Here is a 26,092-nt window from a genome sequence, read left to right as displayed (position 1 = left end):
GAAAAGGAGTTGATGAAGATTGAAGCTGGTGAGAGCACTAGCAGCCACACTTGCCTTTATTCTGTTGCTCATTCCCCTGAATCAAACAACCGCGCTGGCCCAGGGCAGCCCGCAGATTGTCGTCATTCATAATGATAAACAACTACAGCTTAATACGCCGCCTTATGCGAAGAACGGCACTACGCTGGTGCCGATGCGGCCAGTATTCGAGGCACTCGGTATCTCCTTACGCTGGGATCAGGCGGCTCAAACGGTGCATGGCACAAAGTCCGGACTTGAATTCTCGCTTAAGGTGGGCAGTAAACAGGCTGTGATTAACGGAAAATCCGTGCAGCTGGCAGAACCCGCTGCCATCATCAGCGGCAACACGCTGGTGCCCCTCCGCTTCATCGGTGAAGCAAGCAACGCGGTGGTGCTGTGGAACCCCTATATGAATGCAGTGCACACGTATGATTCTGCCTATCTGGAGCAGACAGGTCTAACCAAACAACAGCTGCTGGATAATTTCAACCAGTATCTGGAGAAGGCCAAACAAGAAGCCGCGAAAAACCAGCCGAAGAGTACGCCCAAACCGGACAACAAAAAGCCGGGTAACGGCAAGGATAATCAGCAGCTCTGCTCTGTATGGCGTTACCATCCGATCTACGGCGGCAGCCTTGAATGGCAGCCTTGCCCTTAAGTAAAACAGGCCGTTCCGGCAGTTGTAAGCTGACAACTGCGGAATGGCCTGTTTACTTTTATACAACGTTTATCCCTGTGCCCAGCCCTTGCGGTGCGCATAGATCGCCAGCTGAGTGCGGTCATCCAGCTCACACTTCATCAGCAGGTTGCTGACATGGGTCTTGACGGTCTTGATGCTGATGTGCAGCTCCTCGCCGATCTCCTTATTGGTCTTGCCCTCGGCAATCAGGAGCAGCACCTCCTTCTCCCGTTCGGTTAAGCCGGAGGAGTCGCCCTGGACCGTGCGCTGGCGGATGCCGCGGGTCAGTGCCTGTGAGACATCCCCGGTCATCACCGGCATCCCGCGGTAAGCGCCCTGCAGAGCATAGATCAATTCTTCCGCCGAGACGGTTTTGAGCACATAGCTGACTGCACCGGCTTCAATCGCATCCACGACCAGATCATCCTCCAGGAAGCTGGTGAGGATGACAATTTTAAGTCCCGGGAATTCAGCCAGGACGGCACGTGTGGTCTCCGCCCCGTTCATGACCGGCATCATCAGATCCATCAGCACGAGATCGGGCAGCCCCTCCGGTCCCATGTCACGCAGCATTTCCAGCGCTTCCTGGCCGTTCGCTGCCTCGCCGATCACCTCAAACATCGGCTCCAGCATCAGATAGGTTTTGAGGCCCATCCGCACCATATCGTGATCATCCACCAGCAGCACTCTAACGAGACTCATCCCGTATTCCCCCTAATATCTTGTATCCTCACGTTCAAGCCCATTAAGCCTCTTCAGAACCGGCATCCGGCAGCAGTCCATTCACCGGCCCGGTACTCTCAGCCAGCTCCGCATGACCTTGGACAAACTTCGGAATATGTACGCGGATCGTCGTTCCCGCTCCCCTGCGGCTGATTATCTCTACCTGCCCGCCAAGCTTCTCGGCCCGCTCGCGCATGGTGGTCAGGCCGTAAGAGCCCTGCTTATGCTGCACATGCTCGAAGCCCTGCCCGTCATCGCTGATGCTAAGCACGACCTGGCGCGGCACCTCGCGCAGTGACAGACTGACAACACGCGCACCGGCGTGCTTGACGATATTCGCCATCGACTCCTGAATAATCAGGAAGAGCTGATGCTCAATCGCCTCGGATAGCTCACCCTGCAGCTCAAGCTCCTTCACCCCTTTAAGTCCGTTCTGGCGGCAGTAATCAGGGAACCATTTCTCCAGTGCCTCGAACAGATTGCGCCCCTCCAGCTCCACCGGACGCAGCTGTGCAATCAGCGCTCTCATCTGCTTCTGGGCCATCTGGGACATGCTGATCAGCTGATCCATCACCGTCTGCCCGTGCTCGGCACTGCGTTCCAGCACTTTAGGCAGCGAGGAGGCGGACATATGGATCGCGAACAGCTGCTGGCTCACCGTATCATGCAGATCCCGGGCCATACGCCGACGCTCCTCCAGCACCGCACTCTCCGCTGCCTTCTCCTTCTCAATCACTTCCTGCTCGCCAAGCTGCTGGAGCAGCTTCATCTTCTTCTCCACGGTATCCATCATGATGTTGAACTCATGGTAGACCCGGGCAAAGGACTGATCGTCGCTCTCCGGCATCCGCACCGACATATTCCCCTTGGCCACCTGCAGCATATTCAAATCCAGATGATCGATCCGCCGCTGAATCCGCTGTCCGGCGATATAGCCGATAATGACCGTGAACAGCACGATGCCCAGGCACAGGTAGATCCACATCCGGGTGTCCACTACCTGTATATAGCCCAAGCATGTGCCTGCGTACATCAGCCCGGCAGTTACCCCGCCGCTCAGAAGGAAATACACCAGCAGCATCCATTTTGTATTGCTGAAGATCATTCCCATCTAACCCACCGTTTTGACCTTAATGTCACCGATGAAGCAGCTGGCGTTGATCCGCACTTTTTTGCCCGCTTCCTTGTAATAAGGCGTCTTGCACTGCACATTGCTCATGAACCCGCTGCGGGATTGCTCCAGCACCTGCATATCTCCAATGAAGGAGCTGCTGGTCACGGCAACGCCGAGATCCATATCATCCGGAATATATACCTTGATATCGCCGACAAAAGCGGAGATGTTAATCTTCGTCTCGCCGTAAGGAATCTGCGCATTGGTCAGGTCCAGTACCGCATCGCCGATGAACTGCGAAATATTGGTTCTCTTCAGCTGGAAATGCTCACGGCCCATATGCACATCCCCGATAAAAGCCGAACGGTTCGTAGTATCCTTGTCACTGGCAGTATGCTGGAACTCCTCATGCCATTCACCGTGGCGGCGGGCCTGCCGCTCCTGGCGTTCCTGACGTCTGCGTTCGTGGCGCTCCTGCTTCTCCTGCCAGCGGGCATCCGCCGAGGAGAGATGAGGATCACGTTCCGTATCCCCATCCTCCTTCGACAGATAATCATTCCAGTCCCGTTCTCTGCTCCCTGCCGGCTTGCCGAATTTCTGCTCGAACTGTTCATCCAGTGTAGATTCCAGCGGTGCGGGCGGCTCCGTATTCTGCGGTCCCTTGCCCGGTCCGGGCGGATAATAGTTCGGTGGTGCCGGCGGCACCGGAGGTACCGGCGGTGAGGAGCTGCGCGGCTTGAAGATAACCGCCAGGCCGCCGCCGATCAGCATGACCGGAATCAGCATTTTGAAGAAATCGCCTACCGAGTAATAGAACCAGTCCAGGTTCCGTCCCAGGAAGAACAATCCGATGGCCAGAAAGAAGCATCCGCCCAGCATGGCAGAGAATCTGGAATGCTCTTCATCCGGCGCTAACAGCCGTTGAACCCCCATCACAATCAGCACAGCCGGCCAATAGGTGGAGATCAGTGTACCCAGGTTGAACGACGTGTAACCCATCTGCCGGAGCAGGAACAGCCCTCCCAGACCGATCAGCAGCAGACCTCCAAACACCCGGCTTGTGTACCTTCGTTTCATAATGAATTCCCCCTTATGGATAGTACAGCTTATCCCTTGTCGCGCTTATATGTATAGTGTACAGGAAGTTGGCAGCAGAGAACAGCGGCGGGAGAAGGAAGAGGGTCTCGGTCTCCAGACCGAGAAGATTGGAATAATAAGTAAAACAACCCCTCACAGTGAGGCTTTTGCTTCGATGATGACTCAGATACTTTGCGGGGACCCCAGAACATACAAATATTTCAATAAAAAAACTGCCCTGCCCCCGCTTAACGGGAAGGTCAGGACAGTTTTGGTGTCTCTGGGAGACTTGCCGGAATTCCGGATTACTGCTGCGGTTTCTGAGCCGGCTTGGCAAATGTGTTGCTGCTTTGCTTAGTCGCGCCATCATTCTCAACAGCAAACTCAGCATTGTATTTTTCATTCGGTGTCTTGTAGTTCTCTTGAACCTTTGGTTTCTTGGAATTAGCCACGGAAATCACCTCCCTTATCGATCGGAAGAAGCAAGTTTTTGCCCCAGTCGATATTATGGGAATCCGGAAGGCGTATTATGCATGAGCACGTGAAAATAAAATCAAGCTCGCCGCTTGGCAGCACAGGCCGTTAAATGGCCTCTTCCAGGATATGCTGCGGAACCGTTTTGTAGGTCTGTATCGCATGGCCAAGGCTCTTCAGCATACTTTCGGTGCATTTGCCGTTGCCGCGCTTGATTACCTGGACTACGACCGACTTCTTGCCCCATTCCTTGTAGACCTGCTTGGTGGTGCTGAAGTACAGATCAATCTTCCGCCCTTTAATTGCCGAGCCGGTATCCGCCACAATGCCATATCCGTAACCCGGTATATATAAAATACTTCCCAGCGGCAGAACCTTAGGATCTGCAGCGATGGTCGAGACTGCATTCTTGTCCCGGCGTACCTTAACTCCAGAATAAGTAATGCCATACTCCGGATGGCTTGCCGTTTTGCCTGTAGATTCATATCCGGCTGTATAACCGGTTGCTGTCACCTTAAGTGAAGTGATGATCTGTTCCGGTTCCGGTGCAGCTACCGGCAAGGAATCGGGCCGCTTCACTGCGGTCTTCGGTTTAGCCGCCGGAGCCGGAGCCTTCGGAGCCGTCACTGGCGATTCACGCCGGACGGATCTGGAGGAGCCTCCAAGCGCAGATGCTGCACCTGTGTCTTGACGCTGAACCTGTGACTTCACCTGCGAGCTGCTGCCAGCCTGTCCTGCAGTGTCTTCCAGTCCCCTTGCCTGTGCCGACTGATGTGAGTAGTCCGGGTAAATCCCGGCTGCGGTCAGCAGAAGAACAAGCGTGACGAAAAGACACCAAAACCTCTGATATAAGCCCATTTTGTTCATTAGTTAAACCCTCCCCATAGTACGAGGGTTTCCCGATTCACAAAACTTTATACATGAAACCGCATTGCAGCAGTCCCATATAGCTTATACCAGAGGTTCAGTTAAGTCCGGATTAGATAACGCGTCCGGCAATTTCCCGGGCTAGGGAGTCTACAGCTTCCTGGAGCGGACGGGCTCCAATATCGCCTTCGCCGCGCTTGCGGATCGATACGCTGCCGGCGTTCATCTCGTTCTCGCCGACGACGAACATATATGGAAGCTTCTCCAGCTGTGCTTCACGGATCTTGTAGCCCATCTTCTCATTACGCAGATCCAGTTCCGCACGGATGCCGCTCTTCAGCAGCTTCGCTTCCACTTCCTTCGCGTAATCGTCGAATGCTGACGATACCGGGATAATCTTCACCTGCTGCGGGGACAGCCACAGCGGCAGCGAGCCGGCAAAGTTCTCCAGCAGGAAGGCTACGAAGCGTTCCATCGTTCCCAGAATCCCGCGGTGCAGGACTACCGGACGGTGCTTCTGTCCATCGTCACCGACATATTCCAGCTCGAAGCGCTCCGGCAGCAGGAAGTCGATCTGTACGGTTGAGAGAGTCTCTTCCTTGCCGAGAACCGTCTTGATCTGCACGTCGAGCTTCGGACCGTAGAATGCCGCTTCGCCTTCAGCTTCGTAGAACGGCAAGCCGGCTTCTTCAACCACCTCGCGCAGCATCCGCTGCGCAGTCTCCCACATCTCGTCATTAGCGTAATACTTCTCCGTATCCTTAGGATCGCGATAGGAGAGACGGAACCGGTAATCCTCGATGCCGAAGTCACTGTATACCTGCTTGATCAGTTCCAGCACGCGGATGAATTCGCTCTTGATCTGGTCGAGACGGCAGAAGATATGCGAGTCATTCAGCGTCATCGAGCGGACGCGGTGCAGGCCTGTCAAGGCTCCCGACATTTCATAACGGTGCTGAATCCCAAGCTCGGCGATACGGATCGGCAGATCACGGTAGCTGTGCATGGAGCTCTTATAGATCATCATGTGGTGCGGGCAGTTCATCGGGCGAAGCACAAACTCCTCGTTATCAATGACCATCTTGGGGAACATGTCCTCCTGGTAATGCTCCCAGTGACCGGAGGTCTTGTACAGCTCCACGTTACCGAGTACAGGAGTGTAGACATGCTGGTAGCCAAGGCTGGCCTCCAGATCCACGATGTAACGCTCCAGGATGCTGCGCAGCTTCGCACCCTTCGGCAGCCAGATCGGCAGGCCTTGTCCCACCAGCTGGTTGAAGGTGAAGATCTCCAGCTCCTTGCCCAGCTTGCGGTGGTCGCGCTTCTTCGCTTCCTCCAGCAGGCGCAGATACTCATCCAGCTGTGCCTTCTTCACCCAGGCTGTGCCGTAGACACGCTGCAGCATCTTGTTCTTGCTGTCTCCACGCCAGTACGCACCGGCGACATTCATCAGCTTGAATACCTTAATCTTGGCTGTGGACGGCAGATGCGGCCCGCGGCACAGGTCGAAGAACTCACCCTGCTCATAGATCGTGATCACACTGTCCTCAGGGAGCGCTTCAATCAGCTCCAGCTTATAAGGATCACCCAGCTCACCGAAGCGGTCCAGCGCTTCTTTACGGCTGACCTCATGGCGGACAATCGGCAGGTTCTCCGAGACAATCCGTTCCATCTCCTTCTCAATCTTCAGCAGATCCTCCGGATTGAGCGGATGCTCCAGGTCCATGTCGTAGTAGAAGCCGTCCTCAATGACCGGACCTACCCCGAGCTTCACTTCCTTCGTGCCGAACAGGCGTCTTACTGCCTGAGCCATAAGGTGAGCGGTACTGTGGCGCATGACCTCCAGGCCCTCCGGTGAATCCAGAGTTACGATCTCTACCAGATCGCCTTCCTGCAGCTTGGCGGACAGGTCTACCACAATCCCGTTGAGCTTGCCGGCAGCGGCGTTCTTGCGCAGTCCGCTGCTGATTGAGGCTGCCACATCATCGATGCTGCTGCCGTCTGCGTATTCCCGGACGGAACCGTCCGGAAGCTTGATATTGACTGACATTGTTCTTTCCCCCTACATGTTGGTCTGATGCTTCATTTTCCTGCACCTGCGGCTTCTGCACACAAAAAACACCCGTCCCGCAAAGGGACGAGTGATTGCACCCGTGATTCCACCCAAATTCGATTCATTCCTGCATAAGCTGCCTGAGGTCAAGCGAGCTTCCTGCACAAAATCATCCTTCATTCCCATAAGATAACGGTTATGAACCGGCGGTTCTTACTATCCGTTGGAATGTCCTCAAAGCCATAGCCCGGGTCACACCAGAAGTTCTTCACCGCAGCTACAAAGGGGTAAACCAGCGGCAGCACCGGAGGGAATTACAGCCTGAGGTTCCCTCTCTCTGAAACGGTCCAAAGCCACGATTCATATCTTTGTCAACGCTGATAACTACATTTAGGGTAATTATAAATCGCCGCTAATCTTCCGTCAAGCGTGTAAGGGCTGCCCGTTCTAAGGTGTGAAGCGCAGCCGTCCCGGATGGACTATTCTTCTTCCTGTCGCTTCTTGCCCGGCAAGCGGCCTGCACGCTTCAAAGACTCACGCAGCAAGTATTCGATATGTGCGTTTACACTGCGAAACTCTTCTCCCGCCCAGCGTTCCAGCGCTTCATGCACTGCAGGATCAATCCGCAGCGGAAAGCTTTTTTTGGCCGCCATAATAATCCCGCCTTTAGTACAGCGAGCCGGCGTTAATAACCGGGCTCGCGCCGCGTTCAGATACAATCGCCACCATCAGATTGTTAATCATTGCCGCCTTGCGCTCTTCGTCCAGCTCAACTACACCGCTGTCCTTCAGCTGGCGGATCGCCATATCGACCATGCTGACCGCACCTTCGACAATAATCTGGCGTGCGGACAGAATGGCAGAAGCCTGCTGGCGCTGCAGCATCGTGCTGGCAATCTCTGTTGAATAAGCCAGATGGGTCAGCCGGGCTTCGATCACTTCTACGCCGGATAAGGACAGGCGCTCCTGCAGCTCTGAGGCAAGCTCCTTGGCAATCTCATCGGCGTTGGCCCGGAGGGACATGCCAGTCTCATTGAAGTTGTCATACGGGTACTTGCTGGCCACATGGCGCAGTGCGGTCTCACTCTGGATCTCCACGAAGGCCATATACTTATCGACATCAAACAGCGCCTTCGCCGAATTGATCACCTTGAAGACAATGACCGCAGCAATCTCAATCGGATTGCCCTCCACGTCGTTGACCTTCAGCTTCACGCTGTTAAAGTTGCGGACCCGAAGCGATACGGTCTTGCGGATGCTGAAGGGAATGACGGCGTACATTCCGCTTGAGGCAATGGTCCCCACGTAACGGCCGAAGAAGGTCACGACCACTGAGCTGTTCGGCTGAACCACTGAAATACCGGTGGACAGTATACTTGCCGCCACAAACAAGATAACTGGCAGGGTTATGTATCCCGCAACTGCTCCGTAAATCCCGCCGCCAAGGCACACTGCAATCAGAACGAGGACCCAGAAACCGCTGACCGGATGTAACAATTTCTCTTTCATAATGCCGCCTCCATTAGATATGTATTTGATATAATTATGATATCACTTTTGGATACAACTGTAAACCAGAAAAAGGCCCGTGCTATTTCAGCACGGGCCCACTATCCTGCGTGAGTATCATTTGAGGATTAAACTATAACTTATGAAGCTGTCTTCTCCAGCATACGGTAGATAATCACAGCAGCTTGGGCACGGTTCGCCAGACTCTTCGGTGCGAACTGCTTAGCGTCCACCCCATTAACGATTCCAGCCTCAGTTAATTGCGCAACTGCCTGCTGGGCATAGGACGCAATCTTAGTTTTGTCTGTGAATTTGTTAAGTGCAGCAGCATCCACCGGCTTAAGCTGGTCCTTAAGGGCATTAGCGATCATAATCGCCATTTCCTCACGGGTAATCTCGCGGCCCGGCTCAAATCTGCCGTTGCCCGAGCCTTTGACCAGCCCTGCATTCACAGCGGCAGCTATCGGACTTGCGTACCAGACCCCTTGCTTCACATCGCTGAATGTCGCAGGTGTTGCCGCATTATCCAGATTAAGCGAGCGGACAAGCATGGTTACGAATTCTGCACGGGTTACGCTCTTCGTCGGAGCAAAGTTCGTGCCATCCATACCTTTGACGATTCCTTTGGCAGCCAGCGCATTAATTGCGTCTGCAGCCCAGGCCACCTTACCCAGATCCTTGAACACTGCAGCGGCAGCCGGAGCAGCGGTTGGCACAGGTGTTGCGGTTGGTGCCGGTGTAGCTGTTGCCGCCGGGGTAGCCGAAGGAGATGCTGTAGGCTTAGGCGTTGCTGTTACAACCGGTCCCGGGTTAGAGCCCGGATTCGGGTTGTTGCCAGGGTTGGAGCTAGGTGTAGGAGAAGGAGTCACCGTTCCAGGATCTTTCTCCACATTGGTGATCCGGCCTTCGATAGCGGCGGTGATCGCGCCGCCTTTGAATGTTTTGACGATATAACCATAGAATACATCCAGATCAATCGGCCCGGCCAGCGAGCTGCTTGCCTGTGTCAGCACCTTGTAATTGTCTCCACCTGCAGCCATGAAGTTGTTGACTACAGCGGTATAGCTCTTGTTCATTTCAATCGGTGTTCCGTCCGTCTTGGTCAGGTTAGCCACACGCTGTTCAACCGGCAGATACATATTGGCTGTGTATTTCAGGCCGGAGATTTGCAAAGTCTTGATGTCAGGTGTTCCGTCTGCCTTCACATTCCATTGCTGCTGAAGCAGCGTCTTGATCTGCTGTCCGGTCAGGGTCAGCTTCACCAGCGTGTTGCCGAACGGCTGGATCTTCGCCAGATCGCCGAAGGATACGTTCCCCTTCGGAAGATCGGCACGGATACCGCCCGGATTCATGAAGGCGAAATCAGCCGGACCATTAGCTCCGTCATTGAAATCAGCGCTGCGCATTGCATCTGCAATCAGGTTACCCAATGCTGATTCCTTGGTATAGGCATCTGTACGGGTAATTGTACCGTCAGTCGTTCCTACAGGCTGGGTCAGTTCAGGGTGACGGTTCAGGTAGAAGTCTACCAGTGCCTTGGTTTCGGCATCCGGTTGAATTTTGCTCTGAACAGTATTCGTTACTACTGCCGTCTTATCCTTTACTTTGCCGGTAGGTCCGTCAATGATCAGCTTGATGTCTTCAAAAGCCGTTCCGTAAGAATAAGCCTGAACGATCAGCTTGCCGTTGACTACATCATTAGCGTAGCCGTGGTTGTCGCCGGCCACGATGACATCCACCGGAGAATCCGCCGGCAGTGCATTGGCCAGATCTACAGCTTCACCGGTGGATACATTCTTTTTGGTGGCTGGATCAACCTTGGTAGTAGCCGGATCATGGGCCAGCACGATGATCGTATTGACGCCCTTGCTCTTCAGCTCAGCAGCATATTTCTCAATCGCCGCCGCTTCTTCCTCGGCGCTCAGGAATTTCACCCCTGCTGTACCGGCCGGGGATACCTTGCTTGGCGTAGCTTTGGTGACGACTCCGATGAAGCCGATCTTCACACCGCCAATTTCTTTTACAACATAAGGAGTGATAATAGGGTTGCCGGTAGTGCTGTCTACTGCATTGGCATTGATATAATCGAAATCGGCACCATTGTGAACGATGCTGGTGTTTTTAGGGTCCTTGCCGCCATAGATTTGAGCCTTCATTGCCTCAACACCTTGGTCAAACTCATGGTTCCCCAGGGTGCCGACGTCGAACTTCATGAGATTCATCCATTCCATTGTAGGCTTGTCGCGTTCCAGCGAAGATACCGGTGCGGATGCACCTACGGAGTCGCCGTTGTGGAACAGCAGTGAATGCTCATATTTGGCACGGGCTTCCTTCAGGTAAGCAGCCAGTGTTGCTGCCGTTCCTACATTTTCCCCGTTCACCACAGAAGTGGTGTCCAGTTGGCCGTGGAAGTCGTTGATGCCCAGCAGGTGAACTTCAACATCTCCCGTTGGGGCTGGAACGGATTTTTTCAAATCAAGGTTGTAGATTTCAAAGCCCTTAACATCCTGGACCCCTGTGGCTGTGATGTTCGAAGGAGCGGATGCCGCTGCCTTAGGTGAAGAAGTGAAGGTTACATTGACATTCCCTTCAATAGGAGCAATCGACCAGTTGTTGTCTGCGGTAGGATCAACGGTTCCCGCTTCCTTGATGTAATCCATCAGCACCTGACGGTTCTCCATCTGGGAATCAATGATCATCTGCGCGCCTTTGACGCCCGGGAAGTTCCCCCCGCCGCTTGCACGGTAGTTGTTGGTAACGACCACGAAGTCTTGATCATTACTCAGCGGTTGGTCATTGTAAGTGATGGAGGTTACCCGGCTGGAGGACTCATCGTTGATGCTGCCGTCCGGCTTATACTTCGCATTGCGGGTCACGTCGATTGTATATTTGATGCCGTCAATCACATCGAAGTTGTAAACAGCAAATGCCGGGTTCAACAAGGACTGCGGCGCAGAAATGGCCGGCTTGATGCGGTTAAACGCACCAGCGCTCATCTCAACCCATTCCTTGACGGTTGAGCCTTTCACTACAATCGCCTTCAGCGTATTGTCATAGAGATACAGGTCGCTTGCACTGGCGATGGTAAGGTCGCCTTTCTTAATATCCGTATATTCGTCCGGGCCGTTGCGTCCAGCCTTGAACGGTGCACCGACGCTCAGGATCGGCAGGTCTCTGTATGCAGCCAGATTCTCGTTCGTATGAATCAGGTTAGAAACATATTGCTGCTGGGCATACGTAACAATCTGTACAGTCGGATCGTCCTGCACCAGCGCAAAGTAGCTGTTCATCGGCGCAGCTGTAACACCCAGCGGCTGATTCACGTAATCAATCGTAGCTTGATGTGCCGCTCCGGCAAGATCATCAATAGCCGTGTCAACGGCTGCGTCTGCAATCGAACGGGTGGAGGCTTTGGAGTTCAGCTTGTCTACCGCCCAGCCGTCACTGTTATGGACGATCTTCAGGTCGATCAGGCCCAGATAGCCTCCGCCATAACCAGCCTGTACAGCAGGAGTGTCGTTGATATGGCCGTTAACATTATCCACTTGGGCGATATCATTATTGTAAGGCAGCTTGGTGGACGGATCTTTGAAGGAAGCATCCAGCTTGCTGTTATCCCCGTTCGTCGGAAATACCTTGTGGGTATGCGAGAAGGTAATGGCGTCGATGCCTTTAACTTTACTCAGCAGGTTGATGACATTCTCCGCATTTTCACCGGAGGCCGCCGCATCGAACCCGGAATGCGTCATGGCGACGATGACATCTGCGCCTCTTCCCCTCATCTCAGGCACGAATTTCTCCGCGGTTGCCACAATATCCTTAGCAATTACCTTGCCCTCAAGGTTCACCTTGTCCCACTCCAAAATCTGCGGAGTAACCAGACCCAGGAGGCCGACTTTAATGGTAAACTTATTGCCTTTGCTGTCCGTTACTTCTTTATCGATGATTTTATAAGGAGTGAATGTATTTTCACCATTGGATACATTATAAATATTTGCATTGATATAAGGAAATTTCGCACCCGTAGAATCTTTATAAGTTACACTGCTCACATTGCCTTTAACAGTCCGGTCCAGATAATCCAATCCATAATTGAATTCATGATTGCCGAAGGTTGCTGCATCATAACCCATGAGGTTCATCGCTGCGATGATCGGGTGAATCTGGTCTTCGCTGTCTTTGAAATCAGAAATCTGGGCCATATACGTTCCCAGCGGTGTGCCTTGAATTAAATCGCCGTTGTCCAGCAACAGGTTGTTTTTGCCCTCTTCGTCACTGCGCGCAGCCTTTACCAAGGTTGAAGTACGGTCCAGACCAACAGTCGCGGAGGGGGCACCCTTGAAATAATCCCAGCCGTATACGTTCGTATGCACATCAGTGGTACTCATCAAGCGTAAATTAATGGTGGTTCCCGGCTCAATCACCGGAGAAGCCTCTGCCTTTCCTGCCGCCAGCACAGGACCATTGAATACTCCGCCCAGCACCTGTGCCGCCAGAACTGTGGTAGCCAGTAAAGAAGCTATCGGCTTGTTCCATCTTCTCTCTCCCATAAACCTAATTTCCTCCCTGTGATTGCTATATTATTCTACCACTGTCCGAAAAATTGTATCATAGCCCACTCTAGGAATCTATCAAAATGCATTAACTCTTATAAATTGTTGTGTAAAATCTCACATTAATTCATCGTTTTTTGTAAAATATAACGATGCAAATTTACAATTCCATGGCAAAACAACAAAAAACCAATTTAAGTTGACTCCACCGGGCAGAGTCGTACTTAAATTGGCTAACCATAGTATTCTCATAATAGGCAAAAGCCAGTATACGCCCATCTTCGTCCCGCACTGATAGTTCAGTCTCCAGTAAAATGGTCCAGCCAAGAAGAAGTTTGCTGATAAAAGCTTTAGCCTCCGGTCCAAATGGCTGAACCGGTTGTATTCCGGGAGCTCCTCCATCCTCCCTTTTAATGCGGAAGGTATCACCTTTCAGACTTAAAAATAAAAGTATCAATGACATCTGTGCCTGTAACATCAACTGGATAAAAACACTCTGAATGATTGGCATTTAACAAACTAAGGATAACAATAAATACTATGAATAGAGTTTTATTCATTCTTGATCTCCCTCTTGTAGGATAAGTCCTTTGTTCCACAAAGCTAGCACAACATCCATCTGCGAATTATGGGATTTTCTTTTATAGGCATAGTTCCCCTTAGAAATACCTCTGATTAATCCTTCCTCACATAAACCCAAGAATGCATTTTTCGGGCATCCTTTACGCTGGGAATGCGTGTTTTCTCCGTAAAGCTCATTCGTAGACTGATTCCATCCGTTTAAAGGTGTACAACCAGGTTCATCTTTAATTAAGGATGCTGCTTTTATAGCCGCTAAACCGTACTTGCTCATTACGATTCCCCTCCCGCATACAGTGCACTCCCGAATGTACTATGGATTCATTATATGGGATTGCGGCACAAAAAAACGGAGTAAATACTACAAAAATGTGTAGTACTACTCCGTTATCTCATATAGGTGTTTACCCTATTATGCCAAAAGCACCCTAAAACTATATTCTAGTTCTGCATAATAAAATCATGGTCAATCTTCGCACTCGCATCCTCGAACGTGCGCAGAATGTCGTAGCGCGTGTTGCGCTGCGCCGGAATCTTGCCCGCCTCGCGGATGATCTGGGTGATCGACTCGATGTTAACCTTGTAGGTTGCGCCCGCCGAGGAGACCACGTTCTCCTCAATCATCGTGCTGCCGAAGTCATTGCAGCCGTATTGCAGCGAGAGCTTTCCGATCTCAGGACCCATGGTTACCCAGGAGGACTGGAAGTTCTTGATGTTATCCAGCACCAGGCGGCTGATCGCTACCGTCTTCAGATACTCTTCCGGGGTCTGGCGGTCCAGCTTCAGGTTCGTATTGTCCGGCTGGAAGGTCCAGGAGATGAACGCCAGGAATCCTTCCGAGTCATACTTGTTGGCAATGCACTCGTCCTGGGCTTCGCGTACACGCAGCAGATGCAGCGCCCGCTCCTCCATGCTCTCGCCGAGGCCGATAACCATCGTTGCAGTAGTGTTCATGCCGATGCGGTGAGCGGTCTGCATGACATCCATCCACTCGCGCCAGGAGCCCTTCAGCCGGCTAATCTTGCGGCGGGTACGGTCATCGAGAATCTCTGCGCCCCCACCCGGCAGGGAATCCAGCCCTGCGGCATGAATCTCGCGCATCACCTGCTCCAGCGGCAGGCCGGAGACCTCAACCATCTTCATAATCTCCGCCGGGGAGAAGGAGTGCATCGTAATGTCCGGGAAGCGCTGCTTAATTCCGCGCAGAATATCCGTATAATAGCTGAACGGCAGGTTCGGATTCGTGCCGCCCTGCATCAGAATCTCGGTCCCGTTCACGCTGACCGTCTCGGCAATCTTCTGATAAATGGCTTCATCGGGAAGCACATAGCCTTCCTCTGAGCCGGGTCTGCGGTAGAAGGCGCAGAAGCGGCAATAGACGTCGCATACATTGGTATAGTTAATATTGCGTCCAATCACGAATGTGGTGATCGGCTCCGGATGCCAACGCTTCATAATAATATCTGCTGCCGCACCCATCTTCTCAATTTCATTGCTCTCAAACAATGTGACCGTATCTTCCAACTGAAGACGTTCACCCTTCAGTGCTTTATCCAGAATAAGATCGATTGCACTCACTGTTCACGGCCTCCTCTTCATCTATGAAGTCTATGAGATAAATACAATTTGAATTAAAAATAATCCGTTCTCCCATCGTATCACAATCGGCTGCCCTTGAGAAATGTTTCGCCGGACAGAATTGAAATTCTGTCCACAGCAAACAGCAGCACTCTCCGGTGCTGCTGCCTGGATTGCTATAATACAGGGAGATTCTCTCTATCCCTCCAGTTCGAGCCTTGCCGCCTCCAGAGCCTGTCCAAGGTCAGCGATCAGATCATCCACATGCTCAATGCCGACAGAGAAACGCAGCAGCCGGTCATCCACACCTACAGCATCGCGGATCTCCACCGGAATATCGGCATGGGTCTGAATCGCCGGGTAGGTCATAAGCGATTCCACTCCGCCCAGACTCTCGGCGAAGGCGATCAGGCGGATATGGCGCAGCAGCGGCTCAACATAGCTGGCCTCCTTCACCTTGAAGGAGAAGATGCCGGTGTTGCCGGAGGATTGGCGGTTCTGAATGGCATAGCCCGGATGGTCCGGCAGCCCGGGGTGGAAGACCTCAGCGATGGCCGGATGCTCCAGCAGATACCGGGCAATCCCCAGCGCATTGCTCTCGTGCCGCTCCATACGCAGCGCGAGCGTCTTCATCCCCTTCATCAGCTGGTAGCTGTCACTAGGCGCAAGCACGGCCCCCAGCGAGTTATGCAGCACAGCCATTTCCGCCGACAATTCCTCCCCTTTGGTAACAATCAGTCCGGCGAGCACATCGTTATGTCCGCCTAAGTATTTGGTTGCACTGTGAACGACGATATCGGCTCCCAGCTCCAGCGGACGCTGGAAGAACGGGGTCAGCAGGGTATTATCGACGATCGTCAGCAGACCGTGAGTGCGGGCCCAGCTACAGACCGCTTCAATATCTGTAATCATCATCAGCGGATTCGTCGGCGTCTCAATGAATACGGCTTTGGTGCCCGGCAGGCGGGCCGCCTCCAGCGCATCAAGGTCATTCGTATCCACATAGGAGGCACTGATGCCGTATTTGGTGAGAATCCGCTCCAGCAGACGGTAGGTTCCGCCGTACAGATCAAGCGACACTACAAGATGATCCCCTTGTCCAAACAAGGTGAACACGGTTGTGAGCGCAGCCATCCCGGAGGCGCAGGCGAAGCCGGCATCCCCCGATTCAAGTGCGGCTGCTGCATCTTCGAGTACAGCACGGGTTGGATTTTTGGTGCGGATGTAGTCAAAGCCTGTGCTCTGACCCAGTCTCGGGTGCCGGAAGGCCGTCGACTGATATACCGGATAATTCACCGCTCCGGTGGCGGGGTCCTCCTGCGAACCAATCTGTGCCAGTCTGCTCTCAATTCTCAGTTTCTCGTCCATCTCCACGGCCTCCTAAAGTTTTGTATAGCGTACACGACCTGATTATTCTTCGGGCAAAACTCACTTCGGAAGCATCGGCTGTGTGTATACCAAAATTAATAGCTTCTATATAAGAATACTGTGCTGCTTAGATAAAGGCTCCGATATCGTAAGGCGTCTCCTGGTATACATAGTAATTGAGCCAGTTAGAGAATAATAAGTTGGCATGGGCGCGCCAGACCGCCGGCGGGGTGCGAGTCGGATCATCCTTGGGATAGTAGTGCTTCGGCAGCGCCACGTCCATCCCTTTGGCAATATCCCGGTCGTATTCCCATTTCAGCGAGAACGGATCATATTCCGAATGCCCGGTGACAAAAATCTGCTTCCCGTCATGCGTAGCCACCAGGTACACCCCGGCTTCCTCCGACTCGGCCAGAATCTGCAGCTCGGGATTAGCCTCGATATCCTCGCGGGAGACGTCGGTATGGCGGGAATGCGGAACATGGAACACTTCATCGAAGCCGCGCAGCAGCTTGACATTATTATGGCTCAGGGTATGCGGAAACACTCCGAAGCATTTCTCCGGCAGGCTTACCTTGCGCACACCGAAGTGATGATACAATCCTGCCTGTGCAGCCCAACAAATATGCATGGTCGAGGTTACATTCTGCTTGCTCCACTCAAAAATCACCTTCAGCTCTTCCCAGTAGTTGACATCCTCGAATTCCATCTGTTCTACAGGAGCGCCGGTGACGATCATTCCGTCAAAGCGGCGGTGGCTGATTTCATTGAAGGTTGTGTAAAAGCTCTTGAGATGCTCGGCAGAGGTATTCTTCGACGTATGGGAGCTGGGATGCAGCAGCACCACATCCACCTGAAGCGGCGAGTTCCCGATCAGACGCAAGAGCTGCGTCTCTGTGGTCTCTTTGGTCGGCATCAGATTCAGAATCACGATACGCAACGGACGGATATCCTGATGAAAGGCCTGGCTCTCATCCATTACAAAAATATTCTCACCGGATAACACTTCCTTGGCCGGCAGGCTGTCGGGAATTTTGATAGGCATTGCTGGTTCACTCCTTAACTGAATATAGGGTCTGCAGGGCGGCTAACAAGGCAGCACCCGCGAAAAAAGACCTTTCCCGGTTGAGAAAGGTCATATCTGCTGTCATATGCGCCTCTCTCATCTGCCAGAGCGCTTAAGCCGGACAATCATTGTCCTGCCAAGCCTCCGCAAGAATTAGCACCGTGCGCTTGCGCGCCGGTTGCCGGGTTTCATCGGGCCAGTCCCTCCACCTGCTCTTGATAAGATTTCGCGTATTTAATTGGGGTATTTCAGGCACCCGAAGGATGCTTTGCTTAAAATTCACTTTAAATCATGAACCTCCTGTTCGTCAAGTCCATACAATGCTGAAGGAGCCACCAAAATGAAAAGAATTTCTCTTGTAAGAGGCATATCCCAGCGGTATACTAGACAGGTGCTTCAACCCAATCGGCGAAAAGAAGAGGTGAGAGAAGAATGGAAGGCGACCCGGGCTCGCGAATAAGCGTGCAGAATGAACAACCACACAGGATTTGCATCAGCTTGCCGGCGGCGGGAGCCCTTATTCTTCATGCTCTCGAACCGTCTTTTGGACTTCGTCCATGATTGTACCACCGGCCAAGCTGATTTTTCCGTGTGCTGAAATGAGCATACCCTGGACGAAGACCAGGGATCAAAGGAGTGAATCAGATGAAAATCCGGCTGGTGAATGCAGGGGTTTTTACGCCTATTGATAACATTGAAGATACACTTACCGCCCCGGCAGAGGGGTTCTATTGGATTGATGCGGACACGGAGGACCTGGTTGAGCTTCAGCCGTTGTACGGTCTGCATGATCTGGCTGTGGAGGACTGCCTCAGTGAAGAGGATCAGCGTCCGAAGCTTGAAATTTATGAGAGCCATTATTTTATCGTCGTGAACAGCATCCGGTTCGATGATGAAGAGATCTTCCTCCGGGCGCTCAACGTGTTCCTGGGCAGACATTATATCATCACCGTAACCCGGCAGAAGATCCATGAGCTGCGTGTGCTGAAGCCTGTCCTGTGGGAGCAGGAGGTCAACGCGCCTGACCGGTTCCTGTATCTGCTGGTTGACCTTGTCGTTGACAACTACTTCTCGGTCGGTGACCGGATTGAAGCGCGGATTGAGAAGCTGGAAGAGGATATCCTGATGCATACCAAGAAATCGCATCTCAGCGAGATTATTGGTCTGCGCAGTGAGATTCTCTGGCTGAAGAAGATGCTGGGTCCGCAGAAGGAAGTTATTAATACCCTGAATAAAAAGGATCTCCGCCTGATCGACGATCAGCTTCAGAAGTATTTCAGCGATATCTACGAGAATGCGGTCAAGATCTCTGAAACCTTCGAGACCTACCGCGACCTCATGGGCAACTTGCGCGAAGCTTATCAATCCAGTATCGCGAACCGCGCCAATGAAATCATGCGTGTATTTACGGCAATTACCACTATATTCATGCCTCTGACCGTGATTACCGGGATCTACGGCATGAACTTTGACAATATCCCTGAGATCCACACCGAGTACGGCTATTATGGCGTCATTGCCGTCATGGTGACGCTCGGCTGCGGAATGCTCATTATCTTCCGTAAGAAGGAATGGCTATGAACCAAGGTGGACGAATAAGCAGGACGAAGGCACCGTATACCACCAGAGTATAGGGAAGCCTTCGTCTTTTTGCTATATTCCCTTACAGGCTACAGGCCGTTGGCCGCGTTGAGCGTGCCCGGATGCTCTCTCCGGAAGCGGAGCCGGATCAGCCGCAGGCGTTCATAATACCGGTCAAGTCCTTCCGCAGGCGCGAAATCCTCTCCGTAAGCTTTGAAGAGCACCGGCTTCAGGAAGCTGTCACCGATCAGTTCAAAGGCTGTCCAGACCTGGTTCAGTTCTTCAGAGGTCACTTCCCTGAGTTCAAGCGCAATCAGCTTCTCCACCGGATAGCCCTCCTTCTCCAGCTCTTCCGCAACCTCAAGCACTTCACGGCGGCTTACTCCGCTAAGCACCGTAAGCTGTGCCATATCCTGCCCTTCTTCAATTCCCTGAAGCAGCACCCGCCGCAGCCGCAGCCGTTCCAGCTGTCTTCTGTATTTCAGCTCCTTCTGCTTGTATTGCCAGGACATGAAGCTCTCTTCGTCAATCACATCATTCACCCAGCTTAGCGGAAAATGATGCTCACGCGGAGCTGCCGAGGTGATGCTGAGCCAGTCCTCACCATACTGTGAAGCTTTGCCTTCGCCGACACCCGGAAGCTGCAGCAGTTCCTCTGATGTGCGGGGAAGAAACGTGCTGATCATCCGCAGCAGACGGTTGCTGGCCAGCAGATAGGGCGCCTTCCGTTCGCTGGAAGCCTTCCCTCTGCGCCAGGAGCACAGTTCCTCATAGACCGCGTCATTTCCGAATTGCTCGCTGTAATATTGGAGCCTAAGCTGCTCCTGGCTGCGGCTGCTGTGCTGATCCTCCTCATGAAATCCCCCGTCAATTAGGGGCCGGTAGCCTTCCCCCATCTTCATGGCCAGCTCATGCCGGTATACACACAGCATCTCATTCCATGAACTGCCTTCATACCACAAGCTGTCGCCCGCTTCCTGCTCCCCGGAGAAGTCGCGCCAGCCCAGACGCCATAGCCCCTCCTCCTCTCCAATCCACAGCTGGGCGAAAACCTCCTGATTCGCTCCCGACATTCTGGATAACCGGTTCATAAATACGATCTGCATATGTAATCCCTACCTTCTTAGTGTTACAGCAAGCATTATCCCTGCGCCGGCGGGAAGCAGAGATTGCCGTATCCGATGAGGGCTTGATCTCCGGGCAGACCCCCGGACGCACAAAAAGCACCTCTCCCACGAATTTCGTGAAAGAGGTGCTTCCTCTTAAATGCTATACTGTTAAAACCTAGGATACCATATATTACGCAAGTGTCAATGCTTTTTGTGCAGGCTGTTCTAATTGCGGTCCAGAGCAAGCTTAGCTAAGCCAAGCGCACCGGTAAGGCCGGCATTATCGCCCAGCTGCGGCGGAACAATATAGCTGCCAATGTCCTGATTCAGCGCCGGATGCTGCACATAGCCTGCGAGCAATTCCTGCAGCTTGGTATGGATCAGCGGGAAAAGCTGGCTCTGCTTCATCACTCCGCCGCCCATTACGATCTTCTGCGGCGAGAGGATCAGCACATAGTTCATCAGCGCATGGGCCAGATAATGGGCCTCCATCGCCCAGGCCGAGTGGTCCGCAGGAAGCTCACCTGCCGGCTTGCCCCAACGCGCTCCAATCGCCGGCCCCGCTGCCAGGCCTTCCAGGCAATCGCCATGATACGGGCAGAAGCCCGGATATTGATCTTCCGGATGACGGCGGACCAGAATATGACCCATCTCGGGATGGGACAGCCCGTGGATCAGCTTCCCACCTACAACTGCACCTGCACCGATTCCTGTGCCCACTGTGATGTACAGACAGCTGTCGAGCCCCTGTGCAGCTCCCCACGTATACTCGCCCAGAGCCGCACCATTCACATCAGTATCGAAGCCAACGGGAACCTTGAACTGCTCCTCTATCGCCCCCACCAGATTATAACCGCCCCAGTGAGGCTTCGGAGTGGTTGTAATATATCCGTAAGTCGGGCTGCCGACCACCGGATCAATCGGTCCGAAGGAACCGACGCCCAGCGCCTCCACATTCTTGCCCGAGAAATAATCAGTCACCAGGCCCATCGTCTCCTGGGGTGTCGTGGTCGGAAAGCTCACTCTATCGATGACCGTTCCGTCCTCATGTCCTATTCCGCATACAAACTTTGTTCCGCCTGCTTCAATCGCTCCCAACAATTTCACTGCAGCGTTCTCTCCTCTCGGTGTACATCATTAAGCTGTTGCTGCCTAATGCGCGCGTATTCCCCTGGCTTCAACACCAACGGGCGGCCTGCAAGCGGGTGAATTAAGCGCTCTCTCGAACCTATTATACGTGCCTCCCAAGTGTGTGACAAGCGGTTAACATAAAAGGATGGGGAGACAGGTGGAGATATGAGCGGCGCGTTGCCATATTAGGCCACACGTCTCCGCGCCGCGCATTGTGGTCGGGTTTCCGATTACATTTGGTACGCGCAGCACCAGCCGGCGTAATGTAGTCGGTTTTTCGACTACATTTGGACCACGCAGCACCAGCCGGCGTAATGTGATCGGTTTTTCGATTACATTAGGACCGCGCACCACCAGCCGGCGTAATGTAGCCGGTTTTTCGATTACATTAGGACCGCGCAGCACCAGCCGGCGTAATGTAGTCGGTTTTTCGATTACATTACGCTCCTGCATCCACAAGGTGCTTGTGCTGGCGGTAGCTCCGGCAGGCGGCTACTAGCCGTCCGGCTGCCGAAGGGCAGGAGGCCAGATGAATATGCGCATAAGCGGCCATAATGTTGCCGTTAAGATAGCCTTCAGGCTGGGCGCCTCCCCGGCCTTGGCTCTCATAGACATAGGTCCGGGCCTCCCCTTCCACATAATTCATAACCGAATAGTGAAATTCATGGCCGCGCAGCCGCTGCCCCTGCTTCAGCAGCAGGCTGTCATGAAGCGCTGTGACTTCACGATAGCCAAGCGCGGCCCGGCGGTCCAGCATCCGGGTATGCGCCGGAATGATCCCGGCCATCTGGTGCACCGCACCGGCGCGGTCCGTCAGGCTGCGGGCGAGCACCATGTAGCCTCCGCATTCCGCATACAGCGGCATTCCGGCCGCTGCGGCTGAACGCAGCCCGCCAAGAAAGAGGGAGTTCGCAGCAATCTCCGCTGCGAATTCCTCCGGGAAGCCGCCGCCGAGATAGATGCCGTCGGCTTCCTGCGGAATCCCTTCGCCGCTGAGCGGGCTGAAGGCAACCAGCCGCGCGCCGGCGCGCGTAAGCAGCTCCAGATTGTCGGCATAATAGAAATTAAATGCCGCATCCCGGGCCACTGCAATCACGGGCACAACCTCCGCCGGCTCCACCGCCTCCGGCAGCGCCAGCTCCACTGCCGGTCCCGCTTCCGGCGGATACGGCAGTGCTGGTGCAGCGGCTGCAAGCTCCAGCAGCCGCTGCAGGTCCGTGCCCTGCGCCAACACATCGGCGCAGTGCCCGAAGAGCGGCGCAAGCTCCCCGCGTTCCACAGCGGGCAACAGGCCCAGATGCCGCTCCGGAACGGCCAGGCCGGCGTCGCGGGGCAGCCAGCCAATCACCGGAAGGCCGCAGGCGGCTTCGATCGCAGCCTTGACCATCCGGTAATGGCCTTCACTGCCGCAGCGGTTCACGATGACTGCTGCAATCCGCACCTGTGGCTCCAATTGCCGGAAGCCCAGTACAATCGCCGCCGCACTGCGGCCCATACTGCGGACGTCCACAACAAGCACCACCGGGCTGCCGGTCAGCAAGGCGATTTCCGCCGTTGAACCAGTAAGGGTGGTGTCTTCTTTGCCGTCGTAAAGCCCCATTACGCCTTCAATCACCGACAAGTCTGCACCTTCCGAAGCACGCAGGAAATACTCCTGCAGATAGGTGCTTGAAGTCATCCAGGAATCCAGATTGCGCGAAGGCCGTCCGGTCAGAGCGCTATGATACGCCGGATCAATGTAATCGGGGCCGCATTTGAAGCCCTGGACCGTAAGGCCCATCCGGGCAAAAGCCTGCATTAACCCCAGCGTTACCGTCGTTTTGCCGGAGCCGCTGCCTGTGCCCGCAATCACCAGCCGGGCGCGGTGCTGCGGCTCCCGGCCAGCTGCCCCGTTGCTACTCTCACTCACAGTCTACTCCTCCATCCTCTGCGGGATAGACCACCCGGGCTACGGCGATGGTCACATTGCCGCTCTTCAGCTTGGGCTGCAGCAGGGAGGCAGCTCCTGAAGACAGCAACGCAGCCGGTTCACAGACCCCGTATGCCCCCGTTGCCCGGAAGACCACCTCAGACGGCAAGTCCAGCCTAATTGTGTTTAGCTCCTCCGGCGAATACAACGCCAGCTTCCAGCTATACTTCGCACACAGGGCGAGCAGCCCGGCTTCATCGCCCTTAATGTCTGCTGTCGCCACATTCCGCACGCTGCTCAGCGACAGCTTAAGCGCGGTCAGCGTGTCCTTTACAACGGCTTCCAGCTCCTCCGCAGAGGTACCTCGGTTGCAGCCAAGCCCAACGACCAGACTGCGGGGGCGATACACTACAACATGTCCAGCCTCAAGGCCTGCCTCTGGCTCTTCCAGCAGCCGGTCGCTCACGACGATCCCCGCATGGCAACGATAACCGCTTTGCCGCAGCTCCTCCGTACTGGCGAATAAGCGGACATGCTCCGGCAGCACGGCTCCCTGCGGTAGCCAGTCCTCCTCCCCGCTCTCCTGCACCACAGCGACCGGCTCCCCATTCACAAGTGCGGCGCTGACCGCCTTCATCGGCGCGAAGCTGTCCGCACGCCAGCCGTACTCCCGGCCAAGCAGGTCCACAGCGAATGTGCCCTGCACATCCGATGCGGTCGTAATCACCGGATGGCTGCCCAGCAGCCCGGCAATCTGCAGTGTCAGCCGGTTGGCTCCCCCCAGATGCCCGGAGAGCATACTGATGACATGCTCTCCGCGCTCATCGATGACGATGACCGCAGGATCAGTCCGTTTATCCCGCAGGAGCGGAGCGGTTAACCGCACAGCCGCACCCAGCGAGAAGAACAGAATCAACGCTTCGTATTCGCGGAACAGACCGGGCAGTTGCTCTTTTACCGGCCCGTCAAAAACACGCAACTTACCATTCTCCTGCTCCAGACCGCCGCTGTACTTGGCATAACCGAATACGGCGGTGCCTTCCAGCAGCTCACCCAGCTTCAGGGCCAGCTGGGTGCCGTTCCGGGTAATGGCAACCGCCGCGTACCGCTTATCCACCAGAGATGTTCCCTTCCCGGCAGCCGTGGGTGAAGGCCTTATCATACAGCCTGGAGCGGTGCCGGTCCTGGTCTGTCAAGCCCGGGTCCAGCGCCCAACCGGCCAGAATCATGGCGTGCATCGTGATCTCTGCTTCACGCAGATCGGCCTCCAGCCCCGCCACAGTCGTCCGCAGAATCTGCTGGTCGGGCCAGCTGGCCCGCTTCACGACAGCCACCGGCGTCTCCGGGCTCCAGCCTGCGGCCAGGAACTCGCTGCTCACCTGCCCGGCCAGGGAGGCGCTTAAGAAAACCGCCACCGTACAATGATGCTCCGCCAGCTTCCGCAGCTGCTCGCGCTCCGGCACCGGAGTGCGTCCTTCCGCGCGGGTCAGAATGACCGTCTGCGTCAGCTCCGGCACAGTCAGCTCTGCGCCAAGCGCCGCCGCAGAGGCGAATACAGAGCTTACGCCCGGCACGATCTCATAGCGGACGCCGCACAGCTTCAAGAGCGACATCTGCTCCAGAATCGCACCGTACATGGAGGGATCTCCGGTGTGCACGCGGGCTACGCTTTTGCCGGCTTGAACAGCGCCTGCCATCAGCTCCACCTGCTGCTCCAGGTCCATGCCCGAGCTTCTTAACACCTCCGCCCCGGGCTTTGCGCTGCGGATCAGCTCTGCGCTGACCAGCGAATCGGCATAGAGCACCAGGTCGGCCGAGCGCAGAATCCGGCTGCCCTTGACCGTAATCAGCTCGGGATCACCGGGCCCTGCGCCTACAATATATACCTTCGGTTCCAAGACAAGACCGCTCATTTGCTTACCACCATCAGACTGAGATACTCCAGTTCCTTGCCCCGCAGATCCCGCGCATCCCGCCAGACCGTCTCATGCGGCGAAGTCACTTTGGTTACTACAGAAGCCCGGCCGGACAAGCCCAGCTCATCCAGCACGTCAAGCACCAGATCCAGCACCTTGGCCACCTTGAGGAACACTACCGTATCGTGATGCAGCAGCGCTTCTCTAAGCATCTCCCTGTCGTCCGTAGCCGGAATAATGCCCACCCGCTGATTGCCGTCCGCCAGAGGCTGCTCCAGCGCCGCCGCAGCGCCCAGCACCGAAGAGATCCCCGGAACCGAGACGACCGGCACACCGGGATGCAGCTCCTGCATCAGCCGGGCCAGATGAATGAAGGTGCTGTAGAGATTAGGGTCGCCCTCCGTCACAAAAGCCACATCCCGCCCCTGCTTCAGCTCCGCCCAGCACAGCTCCGCTGTGCGGGTCCAGCCGCTGGCCAGCAGCTCGGGATCTTTGGTCATCGGGAACACCAGGCCCAGCATGATTTTGTCCTGCGGGTCCACATGCAGCTCGATGATTTCGTAGGCGTAGGATTTACCGCCTTTTTGCGTGGCCGGATAGGCGATCACCGGACATTCGCGCAGCAGCCGGCACGCCTTGAGCGTGATCAGCTCCGGGTCGCCTGGACCAACCCCGATGCCGTATAGCGTTCCGACCGCCCGGGGGGTCAATCTTTCCTCCAGCTTGAGCCCTTCCTCAGCGCCATACAACGCTTCCGCAGCCTGCAACGCCGCTTCGGCCAGCAG

At 54.6% G+C, this 26,092-nt stretch carries 23 protein-coding genes and 1 riboswitch; of the genes, 3 read left to right on the top strand and 20 right to left on the bottom strand.

Annotated elements, in window-relative coordinates:
* Positions 1 to 28: 28 nt before the first annotated feature.
* Positions 29 to 679, top strand: coding sequence for a copper amine oxidase N-terminal domain-containing protein (locus K1558_RS18920; protein WP_238653344.1), 651 nt, complete (start codon positions 29 to 31; stop codon positions 677 to 679).
* A 69-nt stretch (positions 680 to 748) separates the two neighbouring features.
* On the opposite strand, the gene K1558_RS18915 is transcribed toward K1558_RS18920, so the two are convergent.
* From K1558_RS18915 to metA, 14 genes are all read right to left on the bottom strand, one after another.
* On the bottom strand, positions 749 to 1,402 hold the full coding sequence (locus K1558_RS18915; RefSeq protein ID WP_238653213.1) for a response regulator: 654 nt from the start codon (positions 1,400 to 1,402) through the stop codon (positions 749 to 751).
* Between the two features lie 43 nt (positions 1,403 to 1,445).
* On the bottom strand, positions 1,446 to 2,534 hold the full coding sequence (locus K1558_RS18910; RefSeq protein ID WP_238653212.1) for a HAMP domain-containing sensor histidine kinase: 1,089 nt from the start codon (positions 2,532 to 2,534) through the stop codon (positions 1,446 to 1,448).
* On the bottom strand, positions 2,535 to 3,614 hold the full coding sequence (gene liaF / locus K1558_RS18905; protein WP_238653211.1) for a cell wall-active antibiotics response protein LiaF: 1,080 nt from the start codon (positions 3,612 to 3,614) through the stop codon (positions 2,535 to 2,537). It lies immediately after the preceding gene.
* 305 nt (positions 3,615 to 3,919) lie between these two features.
* Positions 3,920 to 4,066, bottom strand: coding sequence for a hypothetical protein (locus K1558_RS18900; RefSeq protein WP_238653210.1), 147 nt, complete (start codon positions 4,064 to 4,066; stop codon positions 3,920 to 3,922).
* 130 nt (positions 4,067 to 4,196) lie between these two features.
* Positions 4,197 to 4,715 (bottom strand): 3D domain-containing protein, encoded by a 519-nt coding sequence (locus K1558_RS18895; RefSeq protein ID WP_238653343.1) that lies wholly within the window; start codon positions 4,713 to 4,715, stop codon positions 4,197 to 4,199.
* Between the two features lie 352 nt (positions 4,716 to 5,067).
* Complete coding sequence (gene thrS / locus K1558_RS18890) at positions 5,068 to 7,005, bottom strand: threonine--tRNA ligase (RefSeq protein WP_238653209.1); 1,938 nt, start codon at positions 7,003 to 7,005, stop codon at positions 5,068 to 5,070.
* A 482-nt stretch (positions 7,006 to 7,487) separates the two neighbouring features.
* Positions 7,488 to 7,661 (bottom strand): type II toxin-antitoxin system antitoxin, encoded by a 174-nt coding sequence (locus K1558_RS18885; protein WP_238653208.1) that lies wholly within the window; start codon positions 7,659 to 7,661, stop codon positions 7,488 to 7,490.
* Positions 7,662 to 7,674: 13 nt separating this feature from the next.
* Positions 7,675 to 8,517, bottom strand: a complete 843-nt coding sequence (locus K1558_RS18880) for an SPFH domain-containing protein (RefSeq protein ID WP_238653207.1) — start codon at positions 8,515 to 8,517, stop codon at positions 7,675 to 7,677.
* Between the two features lie 140 nt (positions 8,518 to 8,657).
* Complete coding sequence (locus tag K1558_RS18875) at positions 8,658 to 13,067, bottom strand: bifunctional 2',3'-cyclic-nucleotide 2'-phosphodiesterase/3'-nucleotidase (RefSeq protein ID WP_238653206.1); 4,410 nt, start codon at positions 13,065 to 13,067, stop codon at positions 8,658 to 8,660.
* A gap of 163 nt (positions 13,068 to 13,230) precedes the next feature.
* Positions 13,231 to 13,533: a thermonuclease family protein gene (locus tag K1558_RS33185; protein WP_420800449.1), complete on the bottom strand. Its 303-nt coding sequence runs from the start codon at positions 13,531 to 13,533 to the stop codon at positions 13,231 to 13,233.
* 93 nt (positions 13,534 to 13,626) lie between these two features.
* Positions 13,627 to 13,923, bottom strand: a complete 297-nt coding sequence (locus K1558_RS18870; RefSeq protein WP_238653205.1) for a DUF6979 family protein — start codon at positions 13,921 to 13,923, stop codon at positions 13,627 to 13,629.
* A 167-nt stretch (positions 13,924 to 14,090) separates the two neighbouring features.
* On the bottom strand, positions 14,091 to 15,227 hold the full coding sequence (gene mqnC, locus K1558_RS18865) for a cyclic dehypoxanthinyl futalosine synthase (RefSeq protein WP_238653204.1): 1,137 nt from the start codon (positions 15,225 to 15,227) through the stop codon (positions 14,091 to 14,093).
* A 198-nt stretch (positions 15,228 to 15,425) separates the two neighbouring features.
* On the bottom strand, positions 15,426 to 16,595 hold the full coding sequence (locus tag K1558_RS18860; protein ID WP_238653203.1) for a PLP-dependent transferase: 1,170 nt from the start codon (positions 16,593 to 16,595) through the stop codon (positions 15,426 to 15,428).
* Positions 16,596 to 16,722: 127 nt separating this feature from the next.
* Positions 16,723 to 17,640, bottom strand: coding sequence for a homoserine O-acetyltransferase MetA (gene metA / locus K1558_RS18855; protein WP_238653202.1), 918 nt, complete (start codon positions 17,638 to 17,640; stop codon positions 16,723 to 16,725).
* A gap of 146 nt (positions 17,641 to 17,786) precedes the next feature.
* A riboswitch (SAM riboswitch) is annotated at positions 17,787 to 17,886 on the bottom strand.
* 420 nt (positions 17,887 to 18,306) lie between these two features.
* On the opposite strand from metA, the gene corA reads away from it, so the two are divergent.
* A complete protein-coding gene (gene corA, locus K1558_RS18850) occupies positions 18,307 to 19,242 on the top strand; it encodes a magnesium/cobalt transporter CorA (RefSeq protein WP_238653201.1) in 936 nt (311 codons plus the stop codon).
* A gap of 89 nt (positions 19,243 to 19,331) precedes the next feature.
* Here the strand turns inward: corA and K1558_RS18845 are convergent, their stop codons facing one another.
* Together K1558_RS18845 and K1558_RS18840 are read right to left on the bottom strand one after the other, a co-directional pair.
* The gene (locus K1558_RS18845) at positions 19,332 to 20,348 is read right to left on the bottom strand and encodes an HRDC domain-containing protein (protein WP_238653200.1); all 1,017 of its coding nucleotides are present in this window, start codon (positions 20,346 to 20,348) and stop codon (positions 19,332 to 19,334) included.
* A 228-nt stretch (positions 20,349 to 20,576) separates the two neighbouring features.
* Entirely contained in the window at positions 20,577 to 21,458 is an 882-nt protein-coding gene (locus tag K1558_RS18840) for an ROK family protein (RefSeq protein ID WP_338019716.1), read from the bottom strand.
* A 238-nt stretch (positions 21,459 to 21,696) separates the two neighbouring features.
* Between K1558_RS18840 and K1558_RS18835 the strand changes: the two genes are divergently transcribed.
* On the top strand, positions 21,697 to 21,981 hold the full coding sequence (locus K1558_RS18835; RefSeq protein ID WP_238653199.1) for a hypothetical protein: 285 nt from the start codon (positions 21,697 to 21,699) through the stop codon (positions 21,979 to 21,981).
* Here K1558_RS18835 and K1558_RS18830 read toward each other — a convergent pair.
* From K1558_RS18830 to cobI, 4 genes are read right to left on the bottom strand one after another with little or no spacing between them, the layout of a single operon-like run.
* Complete coding sequence (locus K1558_RS18830; protein ID WP_238653198.1) at positions 21,922 to 23,391, bottom strand: cobyrinic acid a,c-diamide synthase CobB; 1,470 nt, start codon at positions 23,389 to 23,391, stop codon at positions 21,922 to 21,924. The two genes, K1558_RS18835 and K1558_RS18830, sit on opposite strands and share 60 nt — an antisense overlap.
* A complete protein-coding gene (locus tag K1558_RS18825; RefSeq protein ID WP_238653197.1) occupies positions 23,384 to 24,508 on the bottom strand; it encodes a cobalt-precorrin 5A hydrolase in 1,125 nt (374 codons plus the stop codon). The genes K1558_RS18830 and K1558_RS18825 overlap by 8 nt, the downstream gene beginning before the upstream one ends.
* Positions 24,501 to 25,304 carry a precorrin-4 C(11)-methyltransferase gene (gene cobM / locus K1558_RS18820; protein WP_238653196.1) on the bottom strand — a complete coding sequence of 268 codons (804 nt, stop codon included), beginning with the start codon at positions 25,302 to 25,304 and terminating at the stop codon, positions 24,501 to 24,503. Before cobM ends, K1558_RS18825 begins: the two co-directional genes overlap by 8 nt.
* Positions 25,301 to 26,017, bottom strand: a complete 717-nt coding sequence (cobI, locus tag K1558_RS18815; protein WP_420800448.1) for a precorrin-2 C(20)-methyltransferase — start codon at positions 26,015 to 26,017, stop codon at positions 25,301 to 25,303. The genes cobM and cobI overlap by 4 nt, the downstream gene beginning before the upstream one ends.
* Between the last annotated feature and the right edge of the window lie 75 nt (positions 26,018 to 26,092).

The organism is Paenibacillus piscarius (genome assembly GCF_022234545.1).
Taxonomy (GTDB): Bacteria; Bacillota; Bacilli; order Paenibacillales; family Paenibacillaceae; genus Paenibacillus_AQ; species Paenibacillus_AQ piscarius.
This window is presented reverse-complemented; position numbering and strand designations above follow the sequence as displayed.